We start from the raw sequence: 21,488 nt of genomic DNA on the forward strand, positions 1-21,488 counted from the left end.
GGCGCAGAGTCAATTGGGCAATCGCCGCCTCTTTATTGAGGGGGAGGAAAGTCCGGACTCCATAGGGAAGGGTGATGGCTAACGGCCATCCACGGCGACGTGAGGAATAGGGCCACAGAGACGAGCGTATTTAGTTACGGTGAAACGCGGTAACCTCCACCTGGAGCAATCCCAAGTAAGCAGGCGATGAGGCGTCCCGCTGAGTCTGCGGGTAGGGAGCTTGAGCCGTCAGGTAACTGCCGGCCTAGAGGAATGATTGCCCCTAGATGCAAATCTAGGCGACAGAATCCGGCTTATCGATTGACTCTGCACTTATTCCGCAATGATTTCGACGCTGTAAGTCAGTTCTGCAGTTTTAGCCAACATGGTCGTAGCCGAGCAATATTTTTCATGTGAGAGCTTTACGGCGCGATCTACCTTTGCCTGATCTAGGTCTTTTCCTTTGACCGTAAAGTGCAAATTGATCTTAGTAAAGACTTTCGGGTCTTCTGAAGCCCGCTCAGCCTGGAGGGCCACTTCACAGCCGCTAATGGCTTGACGGGCCCTCTGTAGGATTAAAACCACATCAAATGCAGAGCATCCGCCTGCACCCGCTAAAAGAAGCTCCATTGGCCTTGGAGCGAGGTTTTTGCCACCAGCTTCAGGGGCACCATCCATGTTTACGAGGTGGCCACTGCCAGTTTCTGCAGAAAAAGCCATGCCGCCATTACCCAACCAACTTACTCGACATTCCATTATTAGTGATTCCTAACTTACTAAATTAATCAATATTATCAATAGTTTACCTATTTTATGGGAAATCAAGTTGCTGCATAGCAACATAAAAATATTGATTTTGGTCAATATTCTTGCGTCGCACCATGCATATGGATACAATAACCATATTGGTAGTCAGTCTTGTATAAGACTGCGACTTACCTCCCAGTGTCTCCTCCACCCAAACATAGGTGGATTCCAACCCAGGACTCGTTCCTGGGTTTTTTTTAGGTTACAATTCAAGGCTTTACTGAATTACCGAGCCGGTCAGCGGTAATTTGTTGTACCAGTTGAATTGCAGAATCTGCGAGCTTGCAAATATAAGCAGGGCCAAGGTGGACGTAGTTTGGTTGGGGTAATTTTTTTGACTATAACAATTTGAGAAATCATGAAAACTTTTTCTGCAAAATCCCATGAGGTAGTGCATGAATGGTTCGTGATTGACGCTACGGACAAAGTCCTCGGTCGTGTCGCCAGTGAAGTGGCACTCCGTCTACGCGGCAAGCACAAGCCTGAATACACCCCACACGTTGATACTGGCGACTTTATCGTTGTCATCAATTCATCTAAGCTCCGTGTCACAGGCACAAAAGGCTTGAACAAAATTTATTACCGTCACAGCGGATACCCAGGCGGTATTAGCTCGACTAACTTCGACAAAATGCAAGACCGTTTCCCAGGTCGCGCTTTGGAGAAGGCTGTGAAGGGTATGTTGCCAAAAGGCCCACTAGGCTATGCCATGATCAAGAAATTGAAAGTTTATGGCGACGCTAATCATCCGCACACGGCTCAACAGCCTAAAGCGTTAGAGATTTAAGGAACCCAAATGGCTATTAATTACGGAAATTGGAATTACGGTACTGGTCGTCGCAAGAGTTCTGTGGCGCGTGTATTCATTAAATCTGGCAAAGGCGAAATCATTGTTAATGGTAAGCCTATCGATGCCTATTTTGCTCGTGAAACATCGCGCATGATCGCTCGTCAGCCTTTGGCTCTCACAGCCCACTTAACGACCTTTGATATCAAAGTAAACGTTTCTGGTGGCGGTGAAACTGGCCAAGCTGGTGCAGTTCGTCACGGTGTTACTCGTGCATTGATCGACTACGACAACGCCTTGAAGCCAGCCCTGTCTAAAGCAGGTTTGGTAACTCGCGATGCTCGTGAAGTTGAGCGTAAAAAAGTTGGTCTGCACGGCGCGCGTCGTCGTAAGCAGTTCAGCAAGCGCTAATTCTTTCAGTCGCTCAAGTTTTATCGAAAGGGTCGCGCAAGCGGCCCTTTTTGTTTCTACAATTGAGGTATTCAGAAGTTTTAAAAGAAACTTCTCATGATCGGTATTTTGGAGAATGGCATGATTAAAGTTGGCATCGTAGGTGGCACTGGATATACCGGAGTGGAGTTGTTGCGTTTATTGGCGCAGCATCCTGAGGTAGAGCTCACTGCAATTACTTCTCGTACAGAAGCTGGCATGCCAGTGGCTGAGATGTTCCCATCTTTACGTGGTCGTGTTGCTCTCAAATTTACGACACCAGATGAAGCCAAGCTGAATGAATGTGATGTGGTGTTCTTCGCAACCCCACATGGCGTTGCAATGGCACAAGCAAAAGAATTGCTCGCTAACAATGTGAAGATTTTGGATCTTGCCGCAGACTTTCGTTTGAAGGATGTCAAAGAATTTGCCAAGTGGTATGGCATGGAGCACATCTGCCCAGAAATTTTGGCTGAAGCGGTCTATGGTTTGGCGGAGATTAATCGTGAGGCTATTAAGAAAGCGCGCGTAGTGGGTTTGGCAGGTTGTTATCCAACATCAGTGCAGTTAGGTCTCGCGCCTTTGCTGTCGCCTAAATCGACTGGTGGTAAACACTTCATCGATGGTACCCATATTATTTCTGATTCGAAGTCAGGCACTTCTGGCGCTGGCCGGAAAGCAGAGATCGGCACACTATTGTCTGAAGCAAGTGATAACTTCAAGGCTTACAGCGTGAAGGGACATCGTCATTTACCGGAAATCGAACAGGGCTTAAAGGCAATCGCTGGCCATGATCAGATCGGTTTGACCTTCGTACCGCATTTAACGCCGATGATTAGAGGTATCCATTCGACTTTGTATGTTCGCTTGACTGAGGCTGGTAAAGACGTTGATTACCAAAAGCTGTATGAGAATTTCTATCAGGATGAGCCGTTTGTCGATGTCATGCCAGCAGGCAGTCATCCAGAGACGCGTTCTGTTCGGGGTAGCAATGGCATTCGGATTGCGATCCATCGTCCAGGCGGCGGTGATACTTTAGTTATTTTGGTGGTTGAGGACAATTTGGTGAAAGGTGCTTCAGGGCAGGGCGTGCAGTGCATGAACCTGATGTTTGGGTTGCCAGAGACTATGGGTCTTACCCAGATCGCCGTTTCCCCATAATGACCCTTCAGCAAACTGGGCATTAAAAGCCTAAAATAAGATATTGCCTTTTGAATTGGGAGTAAATCATGACCGAATTAGCTACACAACCTGCACAAGATTTAGCCGAGCCGCCAACCCCATTGGTGTTCACGGATAGCGCTGCTGCGAAAGTGGCGGACTTGATTGCTGAAGAAGGCAATCCAGAATTGAAGCTGCGCGTATTCGTTCAAGGTGGCGGTTGCTCAGGATTTCAGTATGGCTTCACGTTTGATGATGCTGTGAATGAAGATGACACTCTCTTTGAAAAGAATGGTGTTACTTTGTTGGTAGATTCAATGAGCTTCCAATATTTAGTTGGTGCTGAGATTGATTACAAAGAAGACATCAATGGATCACAGTTTGTAATCAAGAATCCAAATGCGCAAACTACTTGTGGTTGCGGATCTTCTTTCTCTGCTTAATTAAAAAAGAATTTAATTATTTAAGCAGGATAGCAAGCACCTAGAATTCTAGGCCCCTTCGCTCCCGTAACGGCCGGCAAATTTGCTGGCCGTTTTTCTTTATGGGCCCACGCAAGCCATGCAAAAGCAAGGCCTTCCACAAGCTGTGGATCAATTCCTGCCGACTCGCTTGTAGTAATTTCTAATGGCTTTTTGAAGAATTGCTGCGACTGTAATTTGAAGAGATTCATCAAGGCATTATTTCTGGCGCCGCCTCCACAGATAATTAGCTTCTGGGTTTGCGGGGCATGGCGTACCAAAGCTTTGAGGGCTGAGTGGGCAGTGAGTTGCAGCAATGTAGCCTGCACATCTTCGGATAGATAATTATCTGCACCTATTTTTTCATGTAACCAAGCAAGATGAAAGTCGTCTCTACCAGTGCTCTTAGGAGGGGCTTTTGCAAAGAAAGAATCAGACAACATTTTCTTAAGTAGCGCCTCATTGACTTTGCCCTGCAATGCCCAATTACCATTTTCATCAAAGGCATTGCCCTGGTGCTCGTGTATCCAGGCATCCATCAGCATATTTCCTGGACCGCAATCAAAACCCGTAACTTCACCATTCCTTGGAAGCAGTGTGAGATTAGCAATGCCACCAATATTGAGAATGGCTAAATGTTTATCTTCTACAAATTGCTGCGCATGAAACGCGGGCACTAAAGGCGCACCATGCCCGCCCGCAGCCAAATCCCGACTTCTAAAGTCGGCGATGACATCAATGCCCGTTTTTTCTACCAAGAGGGCTGGGTTGAGCGTTTGATGTGTATAAGCCATGTCCCCAAGATGTGGTTGGTGGCGAATCGTTTGTCCATGTGCGCCGATGGCGGTGATTTCAGAGGGCTGTAGATTTGCTTTTCTGAGTAACTGGCTAACAGCTTCTGCATAGGCCAGGGCCAGGGCATTACCTGCCTGTTTTTCGCGATGGAGCTCATTTGGGCCAGGACTTTGAAGCTCGGATAGGGTCTTGCGGAGCTCTGGTGAGAAAGGGGTGCTAATGGCGTCTAGCGCACTGGCTTCCCCATTGGATCCTATCTTGGCCAGAACGGCATCTATCCCATCCAGGCTGGTGCCAGACATCAGGCCGATATAGAGGGAATGGTGTTTGTTCATGTAGCTCTCAGGAATGCGACAATTATGCTTTAGCAATTTAACTACTAATTTAACTGAATCAGCAATCCGAATCAGCATGATGGCTAAACCAGAACAAAAATATCCTTTGACCCCCGAAGTCTTTGCAGCGCTCGAAGTCACCAAACGTGGTTGCGATGAGCTATTGGTTGAGGCGGACTGGGTTCAGAAACTGGCTCGTAGCCAAGCTACTAAGACGCCATTGCGGATTAAATTGGGTTTAGATCCAACAGCTCCAGATATTCATCTGGGTCATACCGTTGTATTGAATAAGTTGCGCCAGTTACAGGATTTGGGTCATACCGTTATTTTCTTGATTGGCGATTTCACCAGCATGATTGGTGATCCATCGGGTCGTAACGCTACACGTCCCCCATTGACCGCAGAAGAAATAGCCGTCAATGCGGAAACTTATTATCGCCAAGCGAGCATGGTGCTCGATCCTTCTAAAACCGAAGTGCGTTACAACAGCGAGTGGTGTGATCCATTGGGCGCGCGCGGCATGATTCAGTTGGCTGCTAAACATACTGTTGCTCGCATGTTAGAGCGTGATGACTTTACTAAGCGCTATCGCAATGGTGTGCCCATTTCGATTCATGAGTTTTTATATCCACTGATGCAAGGCTATGACTCTGTTGCACTGAAGAGTGATTTAGAGTTGGGGGGTACAGATCAGAAGTTCAATCTTCTAGTTGGACGTGAGCTCCAGCGTGAGTATGGCCAAGAGCCTCAATGTATTTTGACAATGCCACTTCTCGTTGGTCTGGATGGCGTTGAAAAGATGAGTAAGTCCAAAGGTAATTACATTGGCATCAGTGAGCCAGCTGGCGATATGTTTGGCAAGCTCTTAAGCATCTCAGATGATTTGATGTGGGATTACTTCACATTGCTGTCATTTAGACCAATGGCTGAAATTGATCTCATGAAGCAAGAAGTCGCTGCTGGCAGAAATCCAAAGGATTGCAAAGTACTGCTCGCCCAAGAAATCGTGGCACGCTTCCACTCGCAAGCCGCAGCAGAAAAAGCATTAGAAGACTTTAATCACCGCGCTAAAGGCGGTGTGCCTGATGACATTCCAGAAGTAAATCTCTCTGGTGCGCCTATGGCAATCGCCAATCTTTTGAAGGCTGCAGCTCTTGCTCCATCTACATCTGAAGCGATGCGCAATATTGAGCAAAACGGCGTAAAGATTGATGGAGTAACCGTTGCTGATAAGCAATTAAAGGTTGAAGCTGGAACTTACGTAGTGCAGGTTGGTAAGCGTAAGTTTGCGAAAGTGACGTTAGTCTAAATTTCTAAGCTAGCGCTACCACTAGGCGGCGTTAACCCAAAGTGTTCATAGGCTTGACGGGTTGCTACTCTGCCTCTTGAAGTTCTTTGTAAGTATCCTTGTTGAATCAAATAGGGCTCAAGAACATCTTCAATCGTATCGCGCTCTTCACCAATCGCTGCTGCTAAGTTATCAATGCCCACTGGGCCACCATCGAACTTGTGCAAGATGGCTTCCAGTAGCTTTCTGTCCATCACATCAAATCCGCTTGGATCTACATCCAGCATCTTGAGTGCTGCATCAGCCATGGCCTTGGTAATCGTACCAGTGCCTTTAACTTCTGCATAATCGCGCACTCTTCGCAGTAAGCGGTTAGCGATACGTGGTGTGCCACGAGCCCGCTGTGCAATTTCAACGGAGCCTTCTGGGTCAATGTCAGCCTTAAGTAAGCTGGCTGAACGATTAATGATTTTGGTGAGTTCTTCAGTCGTGTAGAACTCGAGTCTGGCCACAATACCAAAACGATCACGCAAAGGATTGGTGAGCATGCCGGCACGAGTAGTTGCACCGATCAAGGTAAACGGTTTGAGATCAATCTTCACGCTGCGCGCTGCAGGGCCTTCGCCGATCATGATGTCTAGACTGTAATCCTCTAGTGCGGGGTACAGAATTTCTTCCACAACTGGAGATAAGCGATGAATCTCATCAATAAAGAGCACATCGTTTTCTTCTAGATTAGTGAGTAAGGCAGCAAGATCGCCCGGTCTATCTAGAACAGGACCGCTGGTCTGACGTAAGTTCACACCAAGCTCTCTTGCAATGATGTGAGCAAGAGTAGTTTTACCAAGTCCAGGAGGCCCAAATAAAAGAACGTGATCTAAAGCTTCTTGGCGTGCTCTCGTAGCGCTGATAAAAATCTCTAATTGCGCTCTGGCCTTAGTTTGGCCAACATACTCATCGAGTTGTTTGGGACGCAGCGCTCTTTCAAAGACGGCTTCAGTATTGCCTGCTGCACCGCTCACAATGCGGGCATTACCTTCCGGTAAATCTTCAGGAATAGAGCTGAGGTCGTCTGTATGTATTGCCATGCTGAGAGTTTAGTGCTGTTTAGCTATTAGGCTTTAGATAGATACTTCAAGCCCATTCGAATGCCATCGGAAACACTGGTATCGGGTGGGATTTGCTTGAGTGCCAAAAGTGCTTCTTTTTCTGAATAGCCCAAAGCAAGGAGGGCTTGCAACACTTCGCTGCTAGCCTCAATCGCCTGGGGTTTGTCGCCTGTAATGCCTAAGTCTGGAGCTAGCTTGCCTTTGAGCTCTAGGCAGAGACGCTCAGCAGTTTTCTTGCCAATGCCAGGTACCTGAGTGAGGCGCCCAGCTTCTTGAAGCGCAATCGCTTGCGCCAGTTCGTTAACACTCATGCCGGAGAGGACTGCTAGTGCTGTGCGCGAACCGACGCCACTAATTTTGATGAGCTGTCTAAATGCTTCACGCTCAGTTTCAGTCGCAAAGCCAAAAAGTTGCTGCGCATCTTCGCGAACCTGGAAGTGCGTCAGTAGGGTAATTTTTTGACCAGCCTGAGGTAGCTGATACAAAGTGCTCATAGGTACATCAACCTCATAACCAATGCCTTGGCAATCGACCAAAAGGCGAGGAGGGTGAACTGAAACGAGGGTACCTTGAATGCGACCAATCATGTGGAGATCTTAACCTGTGATGTGTATTTTTACTTGCTGCGTTTCTTTGGCGTTAGCTTAGGTGCTAAAGCTGCAGTAATTGCTTTTGGCATCTGCGCATGATGGGCGGCGCAAATGGCAACACCCAGCGCATCAGAAGCATCAGTACCTGGGGCGCGATTGAGTTTCAGGAGGCGCTTCACCATTTCTTGGACCTGAGGCTTAGTTGCTCTGCCAGTGCCAACAATGGACTGCTTGACTCTTAAGGCGCTGTACTCAGCTACCGGGAGTTTTTCAGAAACGAGAGCGGCAATAACAGCGCCCCGTGCCTGACCCAACATGAGTGTGGAACGAGGATTGACGTTTAAGAAGACTTCTTCGATCGCAGCAGACTCTGGCCGATAGGTCTCCAGAACTTCCTTAACACCGGCATAGAGGGTGCCTAAGCGTTCAGGCAGGCCTTTGGCTGGATCGCCACTTTCAATCGTCCCCGAGGCTACGTAGGTCAGTTTTTGGCCATCGACATCGATGACTCCAAAACCGGTAGTCCGTAAACCTGGGTCGATTCCAATCCAGCGCATGAGTTTGTTTATGACTTCTTGTTTTCTTAGTGACGGAAGTGACGTGTGCCAGTAAAGATCATGGCAATACCATGCTCATTTGCTGCCGCAATGATTTCATCATCACGCATGCTGCCACCAGGCTGAATTGCGCAGCTGGCGCCACCATTCACAACGACATCTAAGCCGTCACGGAATGGGAAGAAGGCATCGCTTGCTACCGCAGAACCTTTAAGACTTAAGCCAGCGTTCTCAGCCTTAATGCTTGCCATGCGCGCAGAGTCTACGCGGCTCATTTGGCCTGCGCCAATACCCAGGGTCATGCCGTTGGCGCAATACACAATCGCATTAGACTTCACAAACTTAGCGACACGCCATGCAAACATCATGTCGTGCATCTCGCTGGGGGTTGGTAGACGTTTGCTGACAACGCGCATTTCACTTTCGAGAACGTTCTTGGCATCAGGAGACTGCACGAGCAAGCCACCACCAACGCGTTTGAAATCAAAGGTATTAAATGCAGTGCCCAGTGGAATTTCTAGAAGGCGTACATTTTGTTTCGCAGCAAAGATCGCTTTAGCTTCATCACTAAAGCTAGGCGCAATCAATACTTCCACGAATTGCTTGGAGATGGCTTCAGCTGCAGTGCCATCGCAAGGCACGTTAAAGGCAATAATGCCGCCAAAGGCAGAGCTTGGATCGGTTTTGAAGGCTTTTTGATAGGCTTCAAGGGCTGAAGCACCAACAGCTACGCCACAAGGGTTGGCATGCTTGATGATGACGCAAGCTGCAGCGCCACCGGCATTGCCAGTAAAGCTCTTGACGCATTCCCAGGCAGAATCTGCATCGGCAATATTGTTATAAGAAAGCTCTTTCCCTTGCAACTGCTTGTAATTGGCTAGTGCGCCATCGACAGGGTAAATATCTTTGTAAAACGCTGCAGATTGGTGTGGATTCTCACCGTAACGCATCTCTTGTACTTTTTCAAAGGCAAGGTGCAAAGTTTTTGGGTAGGCGGAACGTGCTTTGTGATCGAGATCATCGCCTAATGCTGAGAGATAGTTGGCAATCGCACCATCATATTGGGCGGTATGAGCAAAAACTTTTTTAGCCAATGCCAAATTGGTCTTGTAAGACACGGCATTCTGATTGGCTTTCATTTCAGCTAAGACAGGAGCGTAATCTTCAGGTGAGATCAATACGGTAACGTCTTGGTGATTTTTTGCTGCTGCACGAAGCATTGCTGGGCCGCCAATATCAATGTTCTCAACTGCATCTTCGAATGAGCAGCTTTCTTTAGCAACAGTCTCATTGAAGGGGTAAAGATTAATGACAAGCATATCGATTGTGTCAATGCCATACTCTTTCAAGGCCGCCATATGCTCTGGAAAATCTCTGCGAGCTAATAAGCCACCATGCACCATCGGATGGAGTGTTTTTACGCGACCATCCAGCATCTCTGGAAACTTTGTTAAAGAGGAAACCTCAACAACAGGTAGATTGTTTTCTGCCAAGAGTTTTGCGGTGCCACCTGTAGAAATGAGCTTAATGCCTTGCTCATGGAGGGCTTTAGCAAAAGGCACAATGCCATTTTTATCGGAGACGGAGAGTAGGGCTGTACGGATCATGGTTTTCGGAGCTTAATTTAAAAAATGGCTTTGTTATTATTAAAGTTTGCTGTTACTTCAGAAGTTGATGTTCAACCAACTTCTTGTGCAGGGTGTTGCGATTAATGCCCAGATACTGCGCTGCCAGTGATTGATTTTGCTTGGCATGCTGCATTACTAATTCCAACATTGGTTTTTCAACAACAGCCAATACCATGTCATAGATATCAGTCGGTGCAGTTCCTTTGAGGTCATTCAGGTAACCCTGCAATTGGGTTTCAATACATTCGGTAATCGGGTGCTTATTGGTCATAACAATCTATCAATGCAAAAACAAAAAAATAAAAATAAATAAAGAAACTAAACTCAGTTAGAGCTATGCCGCTTCCAAAAATAACAAGCGGTCAGAATGGGATTTCATCTCGTCAAAATAATCATTGACCATTTGGAGTTGGGTTTTGCAGTCGTCGGCAGTATTCATGCGTTGGCGAAATGCATGAGAGTCACGCAGCCCTTTGCAGTACCAGCTAATATGCTTACGAGCAGTGCGTAGGCCAATATGCTCACCATAAAATTCGTAGTGGTCTAAGAGGTGTGCATTCATGATGCCCTGAATTTCATTGATCTCAGGAGTCGGAAGCTTGCCGCCAGTTTCAAGATAGTGGTTGATTTCACGGAAGATCCAAGGGCGACCTTGAGCGGCTCGTCCAATCATGATGGCATCAGCGCCGGTGAGCTTTAAGACTTGCTCTGCCTTTTCTGGGCTAGTGATATCGCCATTAGCCACTACTGGAATGCCCACACTATTTTTGACTGCAGTAATCGTTTCGTACTCTGCTTCACCGTGATATAGATCTGCTCTCGTGCGACCATGGACGGTCAGCATGGAGATGCCAGATTTTTCCGCAAGACGCGCTATCTCAATAGCATTCTTATGTTCGCGATCCCAGCCCGTACGAATTTTCAAAGTCACTGGTACTGCATCTGGTCCGACACCAACAGCATTTATAACTGCTTCTAGAATTTGCTGTACCAAAGGTTCGTCACGCAATAGGGCAGAACCTGCTGCAACATTACATACTTTTTTTGCTGGGCAACCCATATTGATATCAATAATTTGAGCGCCATGATCAACATTAATTTTTGCCGCTGCCGCCATCATCGCGGGGTCAGCCCCTGCAATTTGGACGGCAATCGGTTTGAATTCACCAACATGATTGGCGCGGCGCTGCGTTTTTTCACTTTTCCAGAGTAGGGCATTTGAGGCCACCATTTCAGAAACCGCATATCCGGCACCCAACTTCTTACAAAGCTGTCTAAATGGGCGATCCGTTACCCCAGCCATAGGGGCCACAAATAACTTATTTGCGAGGAGGTGAGGACCAATGTTCATCTAAAAGGGCGTGTGCGGAAAGCATGACACTTTAGCACAGTCAGACCCAAATCTGCCTATTTTTTAGGCAGATTGCTTGTTACAGATCAAATGGAGAATGCTTAAATTTTGAGGGTAATTTAAGGGCTTTAGCGCCTACCAAACATCATCTGGCGAGCTAAGGCTGTCTTGATTGGCGGAAGCCACTGCAGGGCGCTTAAAGCCAACCCACGGGCTGCAATAACTGGAGCCAAATTGGATGTAAATACTCTGGCCATAAAGTCCGTCAGGCCAATTGTGGTTTTTCTATCGACTTTGCGACTTTGGGCGTAACTCTGAAGTGCATTTTGGAGATCCGCTGGAGATTGCTCCTTTGCTGAACCAGAAAATACGCCAACTAATTTTTCTGCCAGCAGAAAAGCGTCTCGCAATCCTAAGTTCAAACCTTGGCCTGCTACAGGGTGCAAAGTTTGAGCGGCATTACCAATCCAAACTTCATTGTCTTTTGTAATTTCTTTGCGATAGTTCAAACCAAGCTCATATAAACGACGATCTTGAATTTTCAGAAAGCGGCCTATGCGTGAACCAAATTCTTTTTGTAGTTCCACTAAGAAGTTGGCATCACTCAGTTGCAAACGATGCTGCGACGATTCTGGTGAGCCGCACCAAATCAGATTCAAAATATTAGATCCATAGTGACTTGGCAAAACTGCTAAAGGGCCTTCGGCAGTAAAGCGCTCCCATGCTTGATGCGGTGCTGCATTTTCAACTTCAACCAAGCCTACAAGGGCAGATTGACCATAGTCACGACCTGACTCCACCCAGTCTTGGGTCTTAAATAAACCACCTTCAGCATGCACTACGCATTTAGTGTGGATGTGATGTTCTTCAGCGTGTTTATTGATGTGTTGCCAAATGAAGTTAGGGCTCTTTGCTTGAATGGTGCGCAAGGCTTGGCGTAGCGTCATATGAATATCGCGATAGCGAATGATGTGTCCTAACGCATCTTGCTTGAGCTCTTCACGCGTCATGAGTGCGCGGCCAAATCGGCCTGTTTGTGAAACATGTACTCGATGAATTTCTGAGAACTCTTTTGGCCATGCATTAATCGTATCTAGTAAGAGTTTGCTACCGTGGGAGAGGGCAATGCCTCTACTGTCAGCGCTCGCAAGATCCTCATCGTTTTCTGGATTGCGATCAAGCAAAATAATCTTTGCTTCAGGGAATTTCTGCAAGGTCCATGCGGCACAGGCGAGTCCAACGGGACCGCCACCCTGAATCAAGATATCGCAACTAGATGGATTCATTTTTATTGGAGCGACCTTAAGCATTTTTCATGAGTGCTTCAATTTCATCGGCATTAACAGGTACGCCACGAGAAATTAACTCACATCCTGAATCATTGATGACAGCGTCATCTTCAATGCGAATGCCAATATTCCAAAATGCCTCATCAATATCATCCGCTGGTCTGACGTATAGGCCTGGTTCCACCGTAATCACCATGCCACTCTTCAGAATGCGCCAAGGCTTTTCTTCATTTGATGGAATTTGGGTGGCTTCACGGTAGGAGCCCACATCATGAACATCCATGCCTAACCAGTGAGAGGTGCGGTGCATATAAAAGCGACGATAGGCGCCCGTTTCAATTGCGCTATCAAGTGATCCTACCTCTGAAAGCTTCAAAAGCTTTTCATCCAGCAGGCCTTGGGTAAGCACTTTAAGTGCAGCTTCATGTGGCTGCATAAATTTAGTGCCAGGTTTAGTCAGAGCAATCGCAGCTTCTTGTGCAGCTAATGTGATGTCATATAAGGCGCGTTGAGGCCCTGTAAATTTTCCATTGACCGGGAAGGTGCGTGTGATATCTGATGCATAGCCATCAAGTTCACATCCCGCATCAATCAGGCAAAGTTCGCCGCTACGTAATTCAGTTGAGCCTGCGCGATAGTGAAGAATGCAAGAGTTTGCGCCACTAGCAACAATACTGTTATAGGCAACGCTTTGCGAACCACTATTACGGAATTCATGTAGTAACTCAGCTTCGAGTTGGTATTCACGCATGCCAGGCTTGCAGATTTGCATGGCGCGGATATGAGCACGAGCAGAGATGGCCGCAGCGCGACGCATGATGTCAATTTCATGCACATCTTTAAATAAACGCATTTCATGAATCAGTGTTTCAACATCATGAAATTCTGACGGTGGGTTTATTCCAGAACGCGCTTGTCCACGCACCTGTTTCATCCAGTGACGTAGGCGTCTATCGGCTTCGGCACTCTCAGCCAGGCGAATGTATACCGCATCTTGATCGGCCAGTAAGTCACCAAGTTTTTGATCTAAGTCTTGATTACTGTGTGCGTAGTCAATACCCAAAGTGTCTGGTGCTGCTTCAGGCCCAAGGCGAATGCCATCCCAAATTTCTCGTTCAGAATCTTTAGGCCTACAAAATAAGTGGGATTGCAGCTCGAGGTTTTTTCCATTGCCACTAACCTTCATGACCAGTGTTGCGCCCGGCTCTTCGAAACCCGTCAAGTAATAAAAGTCGCTGTCGTGACGATAAGGAAACTCACTGTCACGGTTGCGAGCAAGCTCAGGGGCTGTTGAGATAACAGCAATGCCTCCGCCAGTCTTGGCAAAGATTTGTGCTGCTAATTGGTTTCTACGAAGCTGATAAATATTCGTTTTATTCATATGCTGCATTAAGCTCTTGTAAGCGTTGTGGTGTGCCTACATCGTGCCATGGACCGAGATATTTTTCACCAGACACTTTATTTTGCTCCATTGCAGTTCTCAATAGGGGCGCGAGCTTAACTGGAGCACCGAACACTAGGTCTTTAAATAAATCTTTGTGATAAATCCCTATTCCCGAAAAGGTGAGCTTTTCAGCGTCGACAGGCCTGGTATCGCTGACGGACGTACCTTGGAGGTAAAAGTCACCCTCGGGGTGCTGGACTGGGTTTGGGACCATCAATAAGTGGGCCAAAGGCTTGTTGGCATCCATGCGCATTTTGGAGGCTGTATCCACAAGCTGGGTAATTGGTAGGTTTGGGCTAAATACGTCCCCATTAATTACCAAGAAGTAGTCTTCTGGCTCGATGATGGGCAGTGCCTTGCAAATGCCCCCGGCAGTTTCCAGGGGGCTGCTTTCCGGGGAGTATTGAATGTGAAGGCCAAATTGCTGGCCATTACCTAGAACGGCCTCAATTTTTTCGCCTAACCAAGCGTGGTTAATCACGACATCCTGAATTTTTGCCTTTGCCAGCGCTTCCAAATGCCACTCCAGTAAGGATTTTTTTTGAATACTTAGCAAAGGCTTGGGTAAATCATCCGTAAGGGGCCGCATGCGCTCACCGCGTCCAGCCGCTAGTAAAAAACAGGGTATGGGTTTGAGCTGACTCATGGGTTATGAATTACGCTTGATTTATGCGAGTAGATTCCAGAATTCGGGCCAATGGCTTCAGTTCAATGTAACGGTTCGCTGTCGCAATGGCGTACTCCAGTACGAGCGGAATATCCTTGAGGTAGCCATCCTTACCATCACGATGAAAGAGTCTTGCAAAAATGCCCAAGATTTTAAGGTGGCGTTGTAAACCCATCCATTCAAAATCACGATAGAACTGTCCAAAATCACTTGGCATTGGCAGCCCTGCTTTACGACCATCTTCCCAAAATTTAATAACCCAATCAATCACCCGCTCTTCTGGCCATGCAATGTAAGCATCACGCCACAGTGAAGAGGCATCATAAGTAATAGGCCCGTAAACCGCATCCTGAAAGTCAATCACCCCTGGATTATTTTGTTCAGTCACCATCAAGTTGCGAGAATGATAATCACGGTGAACATACACTTTAGCTTGAGCTAAATTGTTTTCAATAATGAGTTCAAAAGATTTTTTGAGTTGTTCTGTTTGCTGCTCATTAAGTGCAATATTGAGATGCTTCCTTAAATACCACTCAGGTAGTAAATCTAACTCTCTTTGCAAAAGAGCTTCATCGTAATTGGGTAATACATCTGGTTTACTCGCCAATTGCATGAGTACTAGGGCATGGGTCGCATCTTTATAAAGATGATCAGCCGTCTTATTGTTGAGTTCAGCTAAGTAGGTTTTGGTGCCTAAATCGTTTAAGAGCAAGAAACCTTCAGCAAGATTTTGCTCTAGGATTTTTGGCACATTTAAACCTGCCTCTGAGAGTAATAAATCGACCTTTATGAAGGCATCCAAAGGTTCATGTTGGGGTGGGGCATCCATTACGATCAAAGTCCCAAAATTGGGCTTTTTGGACTCAATTCGGAAATAGCGCCGAAAGCTGGCATCAGCCGAGGCAGGTGCCAAAGAGTCGAGATCTAGTTGCCACCTAGCTTCTAGGGCTTTTAGCCAGTTACGTATAGTGTTTAAGCGTGAGTCAGTCATGGTCGATTCGTATAATAAGGCGGGTCTGGATCTATGAGTCATTATCGCCGTCGCGCCGGCCTTTGCGCCCCTCTTTTTTTGCATGTAACCCTGCGCCTTTTGATGGGGGTGGCATTGCTTCAATTTGCCCTCTGTGGACGTGCTCAAGCGCCTGCTCCATTACCCCCAAATGCACAGGCTAATGCCAATACCGTTTTATTGCCTGATCGAGGCAATGTTAGCGTTTTAAAGTTGGACGATCAACTGCGAGTTGGACTTCCCCTTGATGATAGTAAGGCACTTACTTTTACTTCAAGTGATTCTATTGATGGTGTAGTGAATCGAAAAATGAAGCTTAAAGGTCGCGCACAAATGCGACGCAATGGCGCAGTGATTAAAGCGGATGAGATTGTTTATGACCCCGATACTGATATTGCTGAGCTCGTAGGCAATGCTGAGTTGAACAAAGGCAATACTACTTTTAAGGGGCCAACTGCCAAATTTAAAGTAGATGCGCGTGAAGGTGCAATGGAAACACCTACATACGAGTTTCTCGATACTCGGGGCAATGGGTCTGCAAAAAAACTTACCATTGAAAACTCAGATATTTTTGTCTTTGATAAAGCAACATATACAACATGTACACCGCAGAATATGGACTGGTATTTTTCGGCCAGTACTTTAGAAATTGATAATGAGCAAAAAGAAATGGTTGGAACGCATGGCGTGATGCGCTTCTTCGATGTGCCTATTGCATACGCCCCTTACTTCACTGCTCCTACTTCTAGTGAGCGTCGTTCGGGTATCTTGGCGCCGGTGGCTGGATACAACTCCAATAATGGCCTTGACATTACTCAGCCTTATTACGTCAACATAGCTCCCAATAGGGACTTATTAATTCTTCCACGTTACATGAGTGATCGCGGTTTGCAGATGGGCGCAAACTACCGCTTTCTGGACAGCAAGTACAGCGGCACTCTAGGCGGTGACTACCTCGCACATGACAATAAGACAGGAACCAACCGTTGGCGCTATGACTGGCAGCAGCGAGAGGTATTTAGCGGAGGGGTGGCGCCTGGTGGAATTCCAATGCCAGGCTCATGGTCGGGCTATGCAAATATGTCACGTGTTTCAGATAATTTATATCCAACGGATTTCTCGCAGAGTATTGCGGGGGCTGTTACTAGTCAGTTCCGTCAAGAGGTTGGAACTACTAAAGGGCTGACAGGGAGCTTGAGTAACTGGGTAGTGTCAGCTAGAGCATTAACGTTTCAAACTTTGCAGCCGGATCCAACCGCTTTAGTTCAAGCTCCTTACAACGTATTGCCAAACATTACCGCCGCCTATAACAACCGCCTGACTCCTGCAGTAGCTGATACCAGCGGTAAGTACGTTACTTTGCCTACCGGACCAGCAACCACGTTCTCTACAGATTACACAAGATTCTCATACAACATTGGCGGCAACTTAGCTGCTACTGCGCCAGGTGTTTACAGTCAGGCAGACAGAACAGTCGTTAAGGGCTCGATGGCTTTGCCTCAGGTAACACCTGGCTATTACATCACCCCAAAGATGAGCTTTCAGTCGAACACGTATAACGCCACTCCCTTTGTAGCTAGTGGCGCGCCTATAGCACAAGGCTTCACCATCCCTACTTTCAGTCTAGATTCTGGATTAGCATTTGAAAGAGACGCTGCCGAATTGAAGGGCTTCTACGGTCGTGATATGTTGTTAACTATGGAGCCTCGCGCTTTTTATGTTTATACACCTTATCAAAATCAATCACAAACGCCTTTATTTGATACTGCGGATGCGGGCTTCGGTGTTTCGCAGATCTTTAGTGAAAATACCTTTATTGGTAATGACCGTGTTGCAGATAACAATGCAGCCACGCTTGGCTTAACTAGTCGCATGATTGAAGCTAGTACTGGTGCAGAGCGTGCCACGGCCACTCTTGCGCAAAAGCAGCAGTTCACTGGGCAGCGAGTTGGTTTGAATGGCACGATTGTGAACCCCACTACTTATTCAGATACCCTGGGTTCTGGTTCGGTACGCTTACTTGGCAATTTCAGTGCAGATGTATTTGGCCAATACAACACGCAGTTAAATAAATTTGTTCAAACTACGATTGGCGGAAGTTGGCGTCCGACTCCGGGCAGAAGTTTAAATTTCGGCTACCGTAATGTTTGGTCGCCACCAGTGCAGGCATCGGTTCAAAATAACCAAGCATTCGTGCCTTCCTCCACCACAACGGATCAATACAATATTTCTGGGCAGTGGCCAATTACTCGGGAAGTTTCTGTTTTAGGGCGCTGGGGATATGATGCCTTAACCACCAAGACTTTGAACAGTTTGGTGGCTTTGGAGTGGAGCAGGGACTGCTGGACTTTCCGTGGCGCCTATTCTCAAGTTTTGAATACTTCTCAAATAACCACCACCCAGGTGCTCTTTCAGGTCGAATTTAGGGGCTTTGGTAGCGCTGGAAGCAATCCAGTTGATATCATGAAGTTAAATGTTCCTGGATATATGCCTACCTCTAAGCCTATACCACCTTCAACATACGAGAACTATCAATAATGCTTTGTATGAAACGTTTTAAACAAATGAGTGTTCATGCCATTTTCATTGGCATTGGATTATTCGCAAATGTTGCATTTGCTCAGGATTCGGCAAAGGCAAATGCTATGGCAGAAAGCAAAATTCGTAATATCGATGGAGTAGCTGCAGTCGTCAACACGGGTTATGTAACCCGCAAAGAAATTGATGACCGAATTGCGGCACTCAAAAAACAGGGTGTGAAATTGCCGGAAGATGGATCAGTCCGCAAAATAATTCTGGAGCGCCTCATTTTAGAAAAAATTCAATTGCAAAATGCTGACCAAGAAGGGGTCAGGGTTACGAATAAAGAGCTAGATAAAATTATCAGCGACATTGCTGCCAAAAATAAGCTTAGCTATGCGGAATTTAAAGCCAAGGTAATCGCTTCTGGGAGTGCATTTGAACGTTATAAGGAGACGTTGCGTGATGATGTCATCGTTACTCGTTATAGAGAGCGAGAGGTTGAGGGTAAGCTCAAAATATCTGATGCTGAGATAGATAACTTCATTGCTGAGCGTACTCGAGCCATGACATCAGGTGGGGCGCAACGATCGGCTCCAGCAGCAAAAGGCGAATTAGAAGAAATAGATGTAGCGCAAATTTTTATTCCTGTTGATGCTGGCGCAGGAGCGGGTGCTCAAGCTGACGCAAAAAAGAAGGCAGATGACTTGTTGAAGGATGCTCGTGGAGATATTGATTTCTTGCAACTAGGCACAATGGCTGCAAAAGATAATCCAAAGATTAAGTTTCAAGAGTTAGGCTATCGCACTCCTGATCGTTTGCCGCAATTATTTTATGAGGCTATTCGTAACACTGGTGGCGGGCAGGTTGCCAATTCGGTTGTAAAAAGTCCGGCTGGATACCATGTGCTTAAAGTTTTAGATCGTCGTGCAGCTGGAGTAAGTGCGCCTCCACAGCAGGCTGCAGCACCCGATGCTGGTTCACCTACTCCGAAAAATATTCCGATTACACAAACCCTCCCGCGTCATATTTTATTGCGCAGTCGTGCCGGTTTAAGTGATCAAGATGCGGAGAGACGCTTGCAAGGGTACCGTGATCAGATACGGGCAAAGACCGCAGATTTTGCAGAACTTGCAAAAAAATACTCTGAAGATGGGTCGGCGCCAAACGGAGGTGAGCTAGGTTGGATGAGTCCTGGAGATTTGGTTCCTGAATTTGAGCAAGCTATGAATCGCTTGCAAATTGGTGAGGTTAGTAACCCTGTTAAATCAGAATTTGGTTGGCACCTAATTCAGGTATTAGAGCGTCGCGAAGGTCAGCTCACCGTTGAGAAGCAACGTCAATTTGCGCGAGCAGCAATTCGCGAGAAAAAGTTTGATCAAGCTTATCAAGAATGGATGCGTGAGCTGCGTGATAACGCAACTGTAAAAATTCTGAACGTGGAAGATGAAGCAAGTAGCGCACCCCGTTAATCTCGTTGTAAGTACCGGTGAACCAGCCGGTGTCGGACCTGAAGTTTCTTTAGCTGCTTCGCTTGAATTTCTACGTGCGCATGCAGATGCTCAAATCACTTTGTTAGGCAATGATCGGCTATTAGTATTGCCTAAGGGTCTTAGCCCAGACCTATCTAGTCGATTACAAATTGAATCAATCTCACTGGGGGCGCCTGTCATTTCAGGGAGCTTGAATTCGCAAAACGCTCAGTATGTGGTGAGTCTTTTAGATCAGGCGATTGATGGTTGTCAGCAGGGGCGCTTTGATGCCATGGTGACTGCGCCACTTCAAAAAAGCATTATTAATGATGCTGGGACACCATTTACAGGGCATACAGAGTACTTGGCGCAGCGTTGTCAGGTTTCTCGTGTGGTGATGATGTTGTGCGCGCATTTGCCCATCGGATTTTTGGGGCTCAAGGCACCCAGAGACTTGCGTGTTGCCCTCGTCACAACCCATCTTCCCTTAAAGAATGTTCCGCAAGCTCTGAGTTATGACTTGATATTAGAAACGATCCAAATCGTGAATCAAGATTTGCAGAAGAAATTCGGAATTGCTAAACCCATCATCCGGATGGCAGGTTTAAATCCACATGCAGGAGAGTCTGGTTATTTGGGCCGAGAGGAAATTGAAATCATCTCACCGGCAATTGAAGCAGCCAAGAGGATGGGCATCCATGTTTCCGGCCCTTATCCCGGCGATACGATGTTTGATTCAGAATCTGTTGCGCAAGTGGATGCTTTCATTGCGATGTATCACGATCAAGGGCTCGCACCGTTCAAATTTGTTACCTTTGGTAATGGCGTTAATGTCACTTTAGGATTGCCGATCATTCGAACTTCAGTGGATCACGGAACCGCTTTGGATATTGCTGGCAAAGGGTTGGCTGACTCGGGGAGCATGCTTGAGGCTTTGCACTTAGCTTATAAGTTAGCGCTGAACCAACGAAAGCAAGGTTAAAACATGCATCGCGCTCGCAAACGATTTGGCCAAAACTTTTTGCAAGATAACGGAATTATTTATTCCATTGTTGCGCTTATCAATCCTAGTGCGGATATGCATGTCATTGAGATTGGCCCTGGCCTGGGCGCGCTAACACTTCCTTTGCTGAGTAATCTTGATCACTTGGATCTTCTGGAAATTGACCGTGATTTAGTGGCTTTTTGGAATGAGAAGAATCTCAAAGGTCTTACGGTGATTGAGGGTGATGCGCTCAAGTTTGACTTTTTGACATGGGCTCAGAATAGATCAGCTAAGCAGGGCTTATGTAAGGTGGTTGGCAATCTGCCTTACAACATTTCTTCACCTTTATTGTTCCATTTAGTTTCTGCCGCAGCCTCAATTGATGAGCAGGTATTTATGTTGCAAGCAGAAGTAGTAGAAAGAATGGTTGCAAAAGCTGGAAGCTCTGATTTCAGTCGTCTGTCGGTCATGCTGCAAGCTCGTTACGATATGGAGTTAGTGTTAGAAGTTCCCCCAGAAGCTTTTGACCCTCAGCCTAAGGTGAATTCGGCTGTAGTACGGATGATCCCCAGAAGGGATTTCACATTGACAGATGCGCAATGGAATTTATTGGAAAAAGTAGTTGCCGCTGCCTTCTCCCAAAGAAGAAAAATGTTGCGGACTAACTTGAGTGCTTTTTCAGACAGATTGAGTCTGACGGAGATAGAGCTTAAGGCAAGAGCCCAGGACATTTCTGTTGACCGCTATATCGAGTGGGCTAAAGTTCTCGCCTCATAAATCAATATTCAGTCCTGACTCAGCACTGAATTACTACTTTCTTGTGAA

21 protein-coding genes and 1 other RNA gene are annotated in these 21,488 nt (G+C 46.7%); 10 read left to right on the top strand and 12 right to left on the bottom strand.

From position 1 onward, the window contains the following. Positions 1 to 5: 5 nt before the first annotated feature. Positions 6 to 312, top strand: an RNA gene (rnpB, locus tag VC159_RS01660) — RNase P RNA component class A. Here rnpB and VC159_RS01665 read toward each other — a convergent pair. After that, the gene (locus VC159_RS01665; protein ID WP_323472510.1) at positions 313 to 735 is read right to left on the bottom strand and encodes an OsmC family protein; all 423 of its coding nucleotides are present in this window, start codon (positions 733 to 735) and stop codon (positions 313 to 315) included. It lies immediately after the preceding RNA gene. 409 nt (positions 736 to 1,144) lie between these two features. On the opposite strand from VC159_RS01665, the gene rplM reads away from it, so the two are divergent. From rplM to erpA, 4 genes are all read left to right on the top strand, one after another. Continuing rightward, on the top strand, positions 1,145 to 1,573 hold the full coding sequence (gene rplM, locus VC159_RS01670; RefSeq protein WP_072582725.1) for a 50S ribosomal protein L13: 429 nt from the start codon (positions 1,145 to 1,147) through the stop codon (positions 1,571 to 1,573). A 9-nt stretch (positions 1,574 to 1,582) separates the two neighbouring features. Then, positions 1,583 to 1,984, top strand: a complete 402-nt coding sequence (gene rpsI / locus VC159_RS01675) for a 30S ribosomal protein S9 (protein WP_072582726.1) — start codon at positions 1,583 to 1,585, stop codon at positions 1,982 to 1,984. 120 nt (positions 1,985 to 2,104) lie between these two features. Continuing rightward, complete coding sequence (gene argC / locus VC159_RS01680; RefSeq protein WP_323473547.1) at positions 2,105 to 3,163, top strand: N-acetyl-gamma-glutamyl-phosphate reductase; 1,059 nt, start codon at positions 2,105 to 2,107, stop codon at positions 3,161 to 3,163. Between the two features lie 68 nt (positions 3,164 to 3,231). After that, entirely contained in the window at positions 3,232 to 3,606 is a 375-nt protein-coding gene (gene erpA / locus VC159_RS01685; protein ID WP_068319574.1) for an iron-sulfur cluster insertion protein ErpA, read from the top strand. Between the two features lie 20 nt (positions 3,607 to 3,626). On the opposite strand, the gene VC159_RS01690 is transcribed toward erpA, so the two are convergent. After that, positions 3,627 to 4,754, bottom strand: a complete 1,128-nt coding sequence (locus VC159_RS01690) for an anhydro-N-acetylmuramic acid kinase (protein WP_323472511.1) — start codon at positions 4,752 to 4,754, stop codon at positions 3,627 to 3,629. 76 nt (positions 4,755 to 4,830) lie between these two features. Here VC159_RS01690 and tyrS point away from each other — a divergent pair, with 76 nt between their 5' ends. Continuing rightward, the gene (gene tyrS, locus VC159_RS01695) at positions 4,831 to 6,063 is read left to right on the top strand and encodes a tyrosine--tRNA ligase (protein ID WP_215360455.1); all 1,233 of its coding nucleotides are present in this window, start codon (positions 4,831 to 4,833) and stop codon (positions 6,061 to 6,063) included. Here tyrS and ruvB read toward each other — a convergent pair. From ruvB to VC159_RS01745, 10 genes are all read right to left on the bottom strand, one after another. Continuing rightward, positions 6,060 to 7,130 (bottom strand): Holliday junction branch migration DNA helicase RuvB, encoded by a 1,071-nt coding sequence (ruvB, locus tag VC159_RS01700; protein ID WP_323472512.1) that lies wholly within the window; start codon positions 7,128 to 7,130, stop codon positions 6,060 to 6,062. The genes tyrS and ruvB overlap by 4 nt on opposite strands. A gap of 26 nt (positions 7,131 to 7,156) precedes the next feature. Next, positions 7,157 to 7,738, bottom strand: coding sequence for a Holliday junction branch migration protein RuvA (gene ruvA, locus VC159_RS01705; protein WP_072582729.1), 582 nt, complete (start codon positions 7,736 to 7,738; stop codon positions 7,157 to 7,159). Between the two features lie 29 nt (positions 7,739 to 7,767). Next, positions 7,768 to 8,298, bottom strand: a complete 531-nt coding sequence (ruvC, locus tag VC159_RS01710; RefSeq protein WP_323472513.1) for a crossover junction endodeoxyribonuclease RuvC — start codon at positions 8,296 to 8,298, stop codon at positions 7,768 to 7,770. Positions 8,299 to 8,324: 26 nt separating this feature from the next. Next, entirely contained in the window at positions 8,325 to 9,905 is a 1,581-nt protein-coding gene (gene purH / locus VC159_RS01715; protein ID WP_323472514.1) for a bifunctional phosphoribosylaminoimidazolecarboxamide formyltransferase/IMP cyclohydrolase, read from the bottom strand. Positions 9,906 to 9,957: 52 nt separating this feature from the next. Further along, positions 9,958 to 10,197 carry a helix-turn-helix domain-containing protein gene (locus VC159_RS01720; protein WP_072582732.1) on the bottom strand — a complete coding sequence of 80 codons (240 nt, stop codon included), beginning with the start codon at positions 10,195 to 10,197 and terminating at the stop codon, positions 9,958 to 9,960. 63 nt (positions 10,198 to 10,260) lie between these two features. After that, positions 10,261 to 11,277, bottom strand: coding sequence for a tRNA dihydrouridine synthase DusB (gene dusB / locus VC159_RS01725; RefSeq protein ID WP_323472515.1), 1,017 nt, complete (start codon positions 11,275 to 11,277; stop codon positions 10,261 to 10,263). 128 nt (positions 11,278 to 11,405) lie between these two features. Beyond that, positions 11,406 to 12,563, bottom strand: a complete 1,158-nt coding sequence (locus tag VC159_RS01730) for an FAD-dependent monooxygenase (RefSeq protein WP_323472516.1) — start codon at positions 12,561 to 12,563, stop codon at positions 11,406 to 11,408. Positions 12,564 to 12,579: 16 nt separating this feature from the next. Next, entirely contained in the window at positions 12,580 to 13,947 is a 1,368-nt protein-coding gene (gene pepP / locus VC159_RS01735) for a Xaa-Pro aminopeptidase (protein WP_416350438.1), read from the bottom strand. Then, positions 13,940 to 14,656, bottom strand: coding sequence for an N-acetylmuramate alpha-1-phosphate uridylyltransferase MurU (gene murU, locus VC159_RS01740; protein WP_215358641.1), 717 nt, complete (start codon positions 14,654 to 14,656; stop codon positions 13,940 to 13,942). The genes pepP and murU overlap by 8 nt, the downstream gene beginning before the upstream one ends. A 10-nt stretch (positions 14,657 to 14,666) precedes the next feature. Next, the gene (locus tag VC159_RS01745; protein ID WP_215358640.1) at positions 14,667 to 15,668 is read right to left on the bottom strand and encodes an aminoglycoside phosphotransferase family protein; all 1,002 of its coding nucleotides are present in this window, start codon (positions 15,666 to 15,668) and stop codon (positions 14,667 to 14,669) included. Between the two features lie 33 nt (positions 15,669 to 15,701). On the opposite strand from VC159_RS01745, the gene VC159_RS01750 reads away from it, so the two are divergent. Genes VC159_RS01750 through rsmA form a run of 4 tightly spaced genes read left to right on the top strand, consistent with a single transcriptional unit; the run spans position 15,702 to position 21,440 of the window. Next, the gene (locus tag VC159_RS01750; RefSeq protein WP_323472518.1) at positions 15,702 to 18,224 is read left to right on the top strand and encodes an LPS-assembly protein LptD; all 2,523 of its coding nucleotides are present in this window, start codon (positions 15,702 to 15,704) and stop codon (positions 18,222 to 18,224) included. Between the two features lie 8 nt (positions 18,225 to 18,232). Beyond that, complete coding sequence (locus VC159_RS01755) at positions 18,233 to 19,678, top strand: peptidylprolyl isomerase (RefSeq protein ID WP_323472519.1); 1,446 nt, start codon at positions 18,233 to 18,235, stop codon at positions 19,676 to 19,678. Beyond that, positions 19,653 to 20,660: a 4-hydroxythreonine-4-phosphate dehydrogenase PdxA gene (gene pdxA / locus VC159_RS01760; RefSeq protein ID WP_323472520.1), complete on the top strand. Its 1,008-nt coding sequence runs from the start codon at positions 19,653 to 19,655 to the stop codon at positions 20,658 to 20,660. Before VC159_RS01755 ends, pdxA begins: the two co-directional genes overlap by 26 nt. 3 nt (positions 20,661 to 20,663) lie before the next feature. Further along, positions 20,664 to 21,440 carry a 16S rRNA (adenine(1518)-N(6)/adenine(1519)-N(6))-dimethyltransferase RsmA gene (rsmA, locus tag VC159_RS01765; protein WP_215358636.1) on the top strand — a complete coding sequence of 259 codons (777 nt, stop codon included), beginning with the start codon at positions 20,664 to 20,666 and terminating at the stop codon, positions 21,438 to 21,440. The last annotated feature ends 48 nt before the right edge of the window (positions 21,441 to 21,488 follow it).

The organism is Polynucleobacter sp. JS-JIR-II-c23 (genome assembly GCF_035011225.1).
Classification (GTDB): domain Bacteria; phylum Pseudomonadota; class Gammaproteobacteria; order Burkholderiales; family Burkholderiaceae; genus Polynucleobacter.

Excerpts from the sequence above, each read along its gene's own strand:
- rpsI (WP_072582726.1), top strand. The coding sequence starts at position 1,583 with ATGGCTATTAATTACGGAAATTGGAATTACGGTACTGGTCGTCGCAAG.
- argC (WP_323473547.1), top strand. The coding sequence starts at position 2,105 with ATGATTAAAGTTGGCATCGTAGGTGGCACTGGATATACCGGAGTGGAG.
- VC159_RS01745 (WP_215358640.1), bottom strand. The coding sequence starts at position 15,668 with ATGACTGACTCACGCTTAAACACTATACGTAACTGGCTAAAAGCCCTA.
- VC159_RS01690 (WP_323472511.1), bottom strand. The coding sequence starts at position 4,754 with ATGAACAAACACCATTCCCTCTATATCGGCCTGATGTCTGGCACCAGC.
- rplM (WP_072582725.1), top strand. The coding sequence starts at position 1,145 with ATGAAAACTTTTTCTGCAAAATCCCATGAGGTAGTGCATGAATGGTTC.
- ruvB (WP_323472512.1), bottom strand. The coding sequence starts at position 7,130 with ATGGCAATACATACAGACGACCTCAGCTCTATTCCTGAAGATTTACCG.
- VC159_RS01755 (WP_323472519.1), top strand. The coding sequence starts at position 18,233 with ATGAAACGTTTTAAACAAATGAGTGTTCATGCCATTTTCATTGGCATT.
- pepP (WP_416350438.1), bottom strand. The coding sequence starts at position 13,947 with ATGAATAAAACGAATATTTATCAGCTTCGTAGAAACCAATTAGCAGCA.
- purH (WP_323472514.1), bottom strand. The coding sequence starts at position 9,905 with ATGATCCGTACAGCCCTACTCTCCGTCTCCGATAAAAATGGCATTGTG.
- VC159_RS01720 (WP_072582732.1), bottom strand. The coding sequence starts at position 10,197 with ATGACCAATAAGCACCCGATTACCGAATGTATTGAAACCCAATTGCAG.
- VC159_RS01730 (WP_323472516.1), bottom strand. The coding sequence starts at position 12,563 with ATGAATCCATCTAGTTGCGATATCTTGATTCAGGGTGGCGGTCCCGTT.
- erpA (WP_068319574.1), top strand. The coding sequence starts at position 3,232 with ATGACCGAATTAGCTACACAACCTGCACAAGATTTAGCCGAGCCGCCA.
- rsmA (WP_215358636.1), top strand. The coding sequence starts at position 20,664 with ATGCATCGCGCTCGCAAACGATTTGGCCAAAACTTTTTGCAAGATAAC.
- murU (WP_215358641.1), bottom strand. The coding sequence starts at position 14,656 with ATGAGTCAGCTCAAACCCATACCCTGTTTTTTACTAGCGGCTGGACGC.
- pdxA (WP_323472520.1), top strand. The coding sequence starts at position 19,653 with ATGAAGCAAGTAGCGCACCCCGTTAATCTCGTTGTAAGTACCGGTGAA.
- tyrS (WP_215360455.1), top strand. The coding sequence starts at position 4,831 with ATGATGGCTAAACCAGAACAAAAATATCCTTTGACCCCCGAAGTCTTT.
- VC159_RS01665 (WP_323472510.1), bottom strand. The coding sequence starts at position 735 with ATGGAATGTCGAGTAAGTTGGTTGGGTAATGGCGGCATGGCTTTTTCT.
- ruvA (WP_072582729.1), bottom strand. The coding sequence starts at position 7,738 with ATGATTGGTCGCATTCAAGGTACCCTCGTTTCAGTTCACCCTCCTCGC.
- ruvC (WP_323472513.1), bottom strand. The coding sequence starts at position 8,298 with ATGCGCTGGATTGGAATCGACCCAGGTTTACGGACTACCGGTTTTGGA.
- VC159_RS01750 (WP_323472518.1), top strand. The coding sequence starts at position 15,702 with ATGAGTCATTATCGCCGTCGCGCCGGCCTTTGCGCCCCTCTTTTTTTG.
- dusB (WP_323472515.1), bottom strand. The coding sequence starts at position 11,277 with ATGAACATTGGTCCTCACCTCCTCGCAAATAAGTTATTTGTGGCCCCT.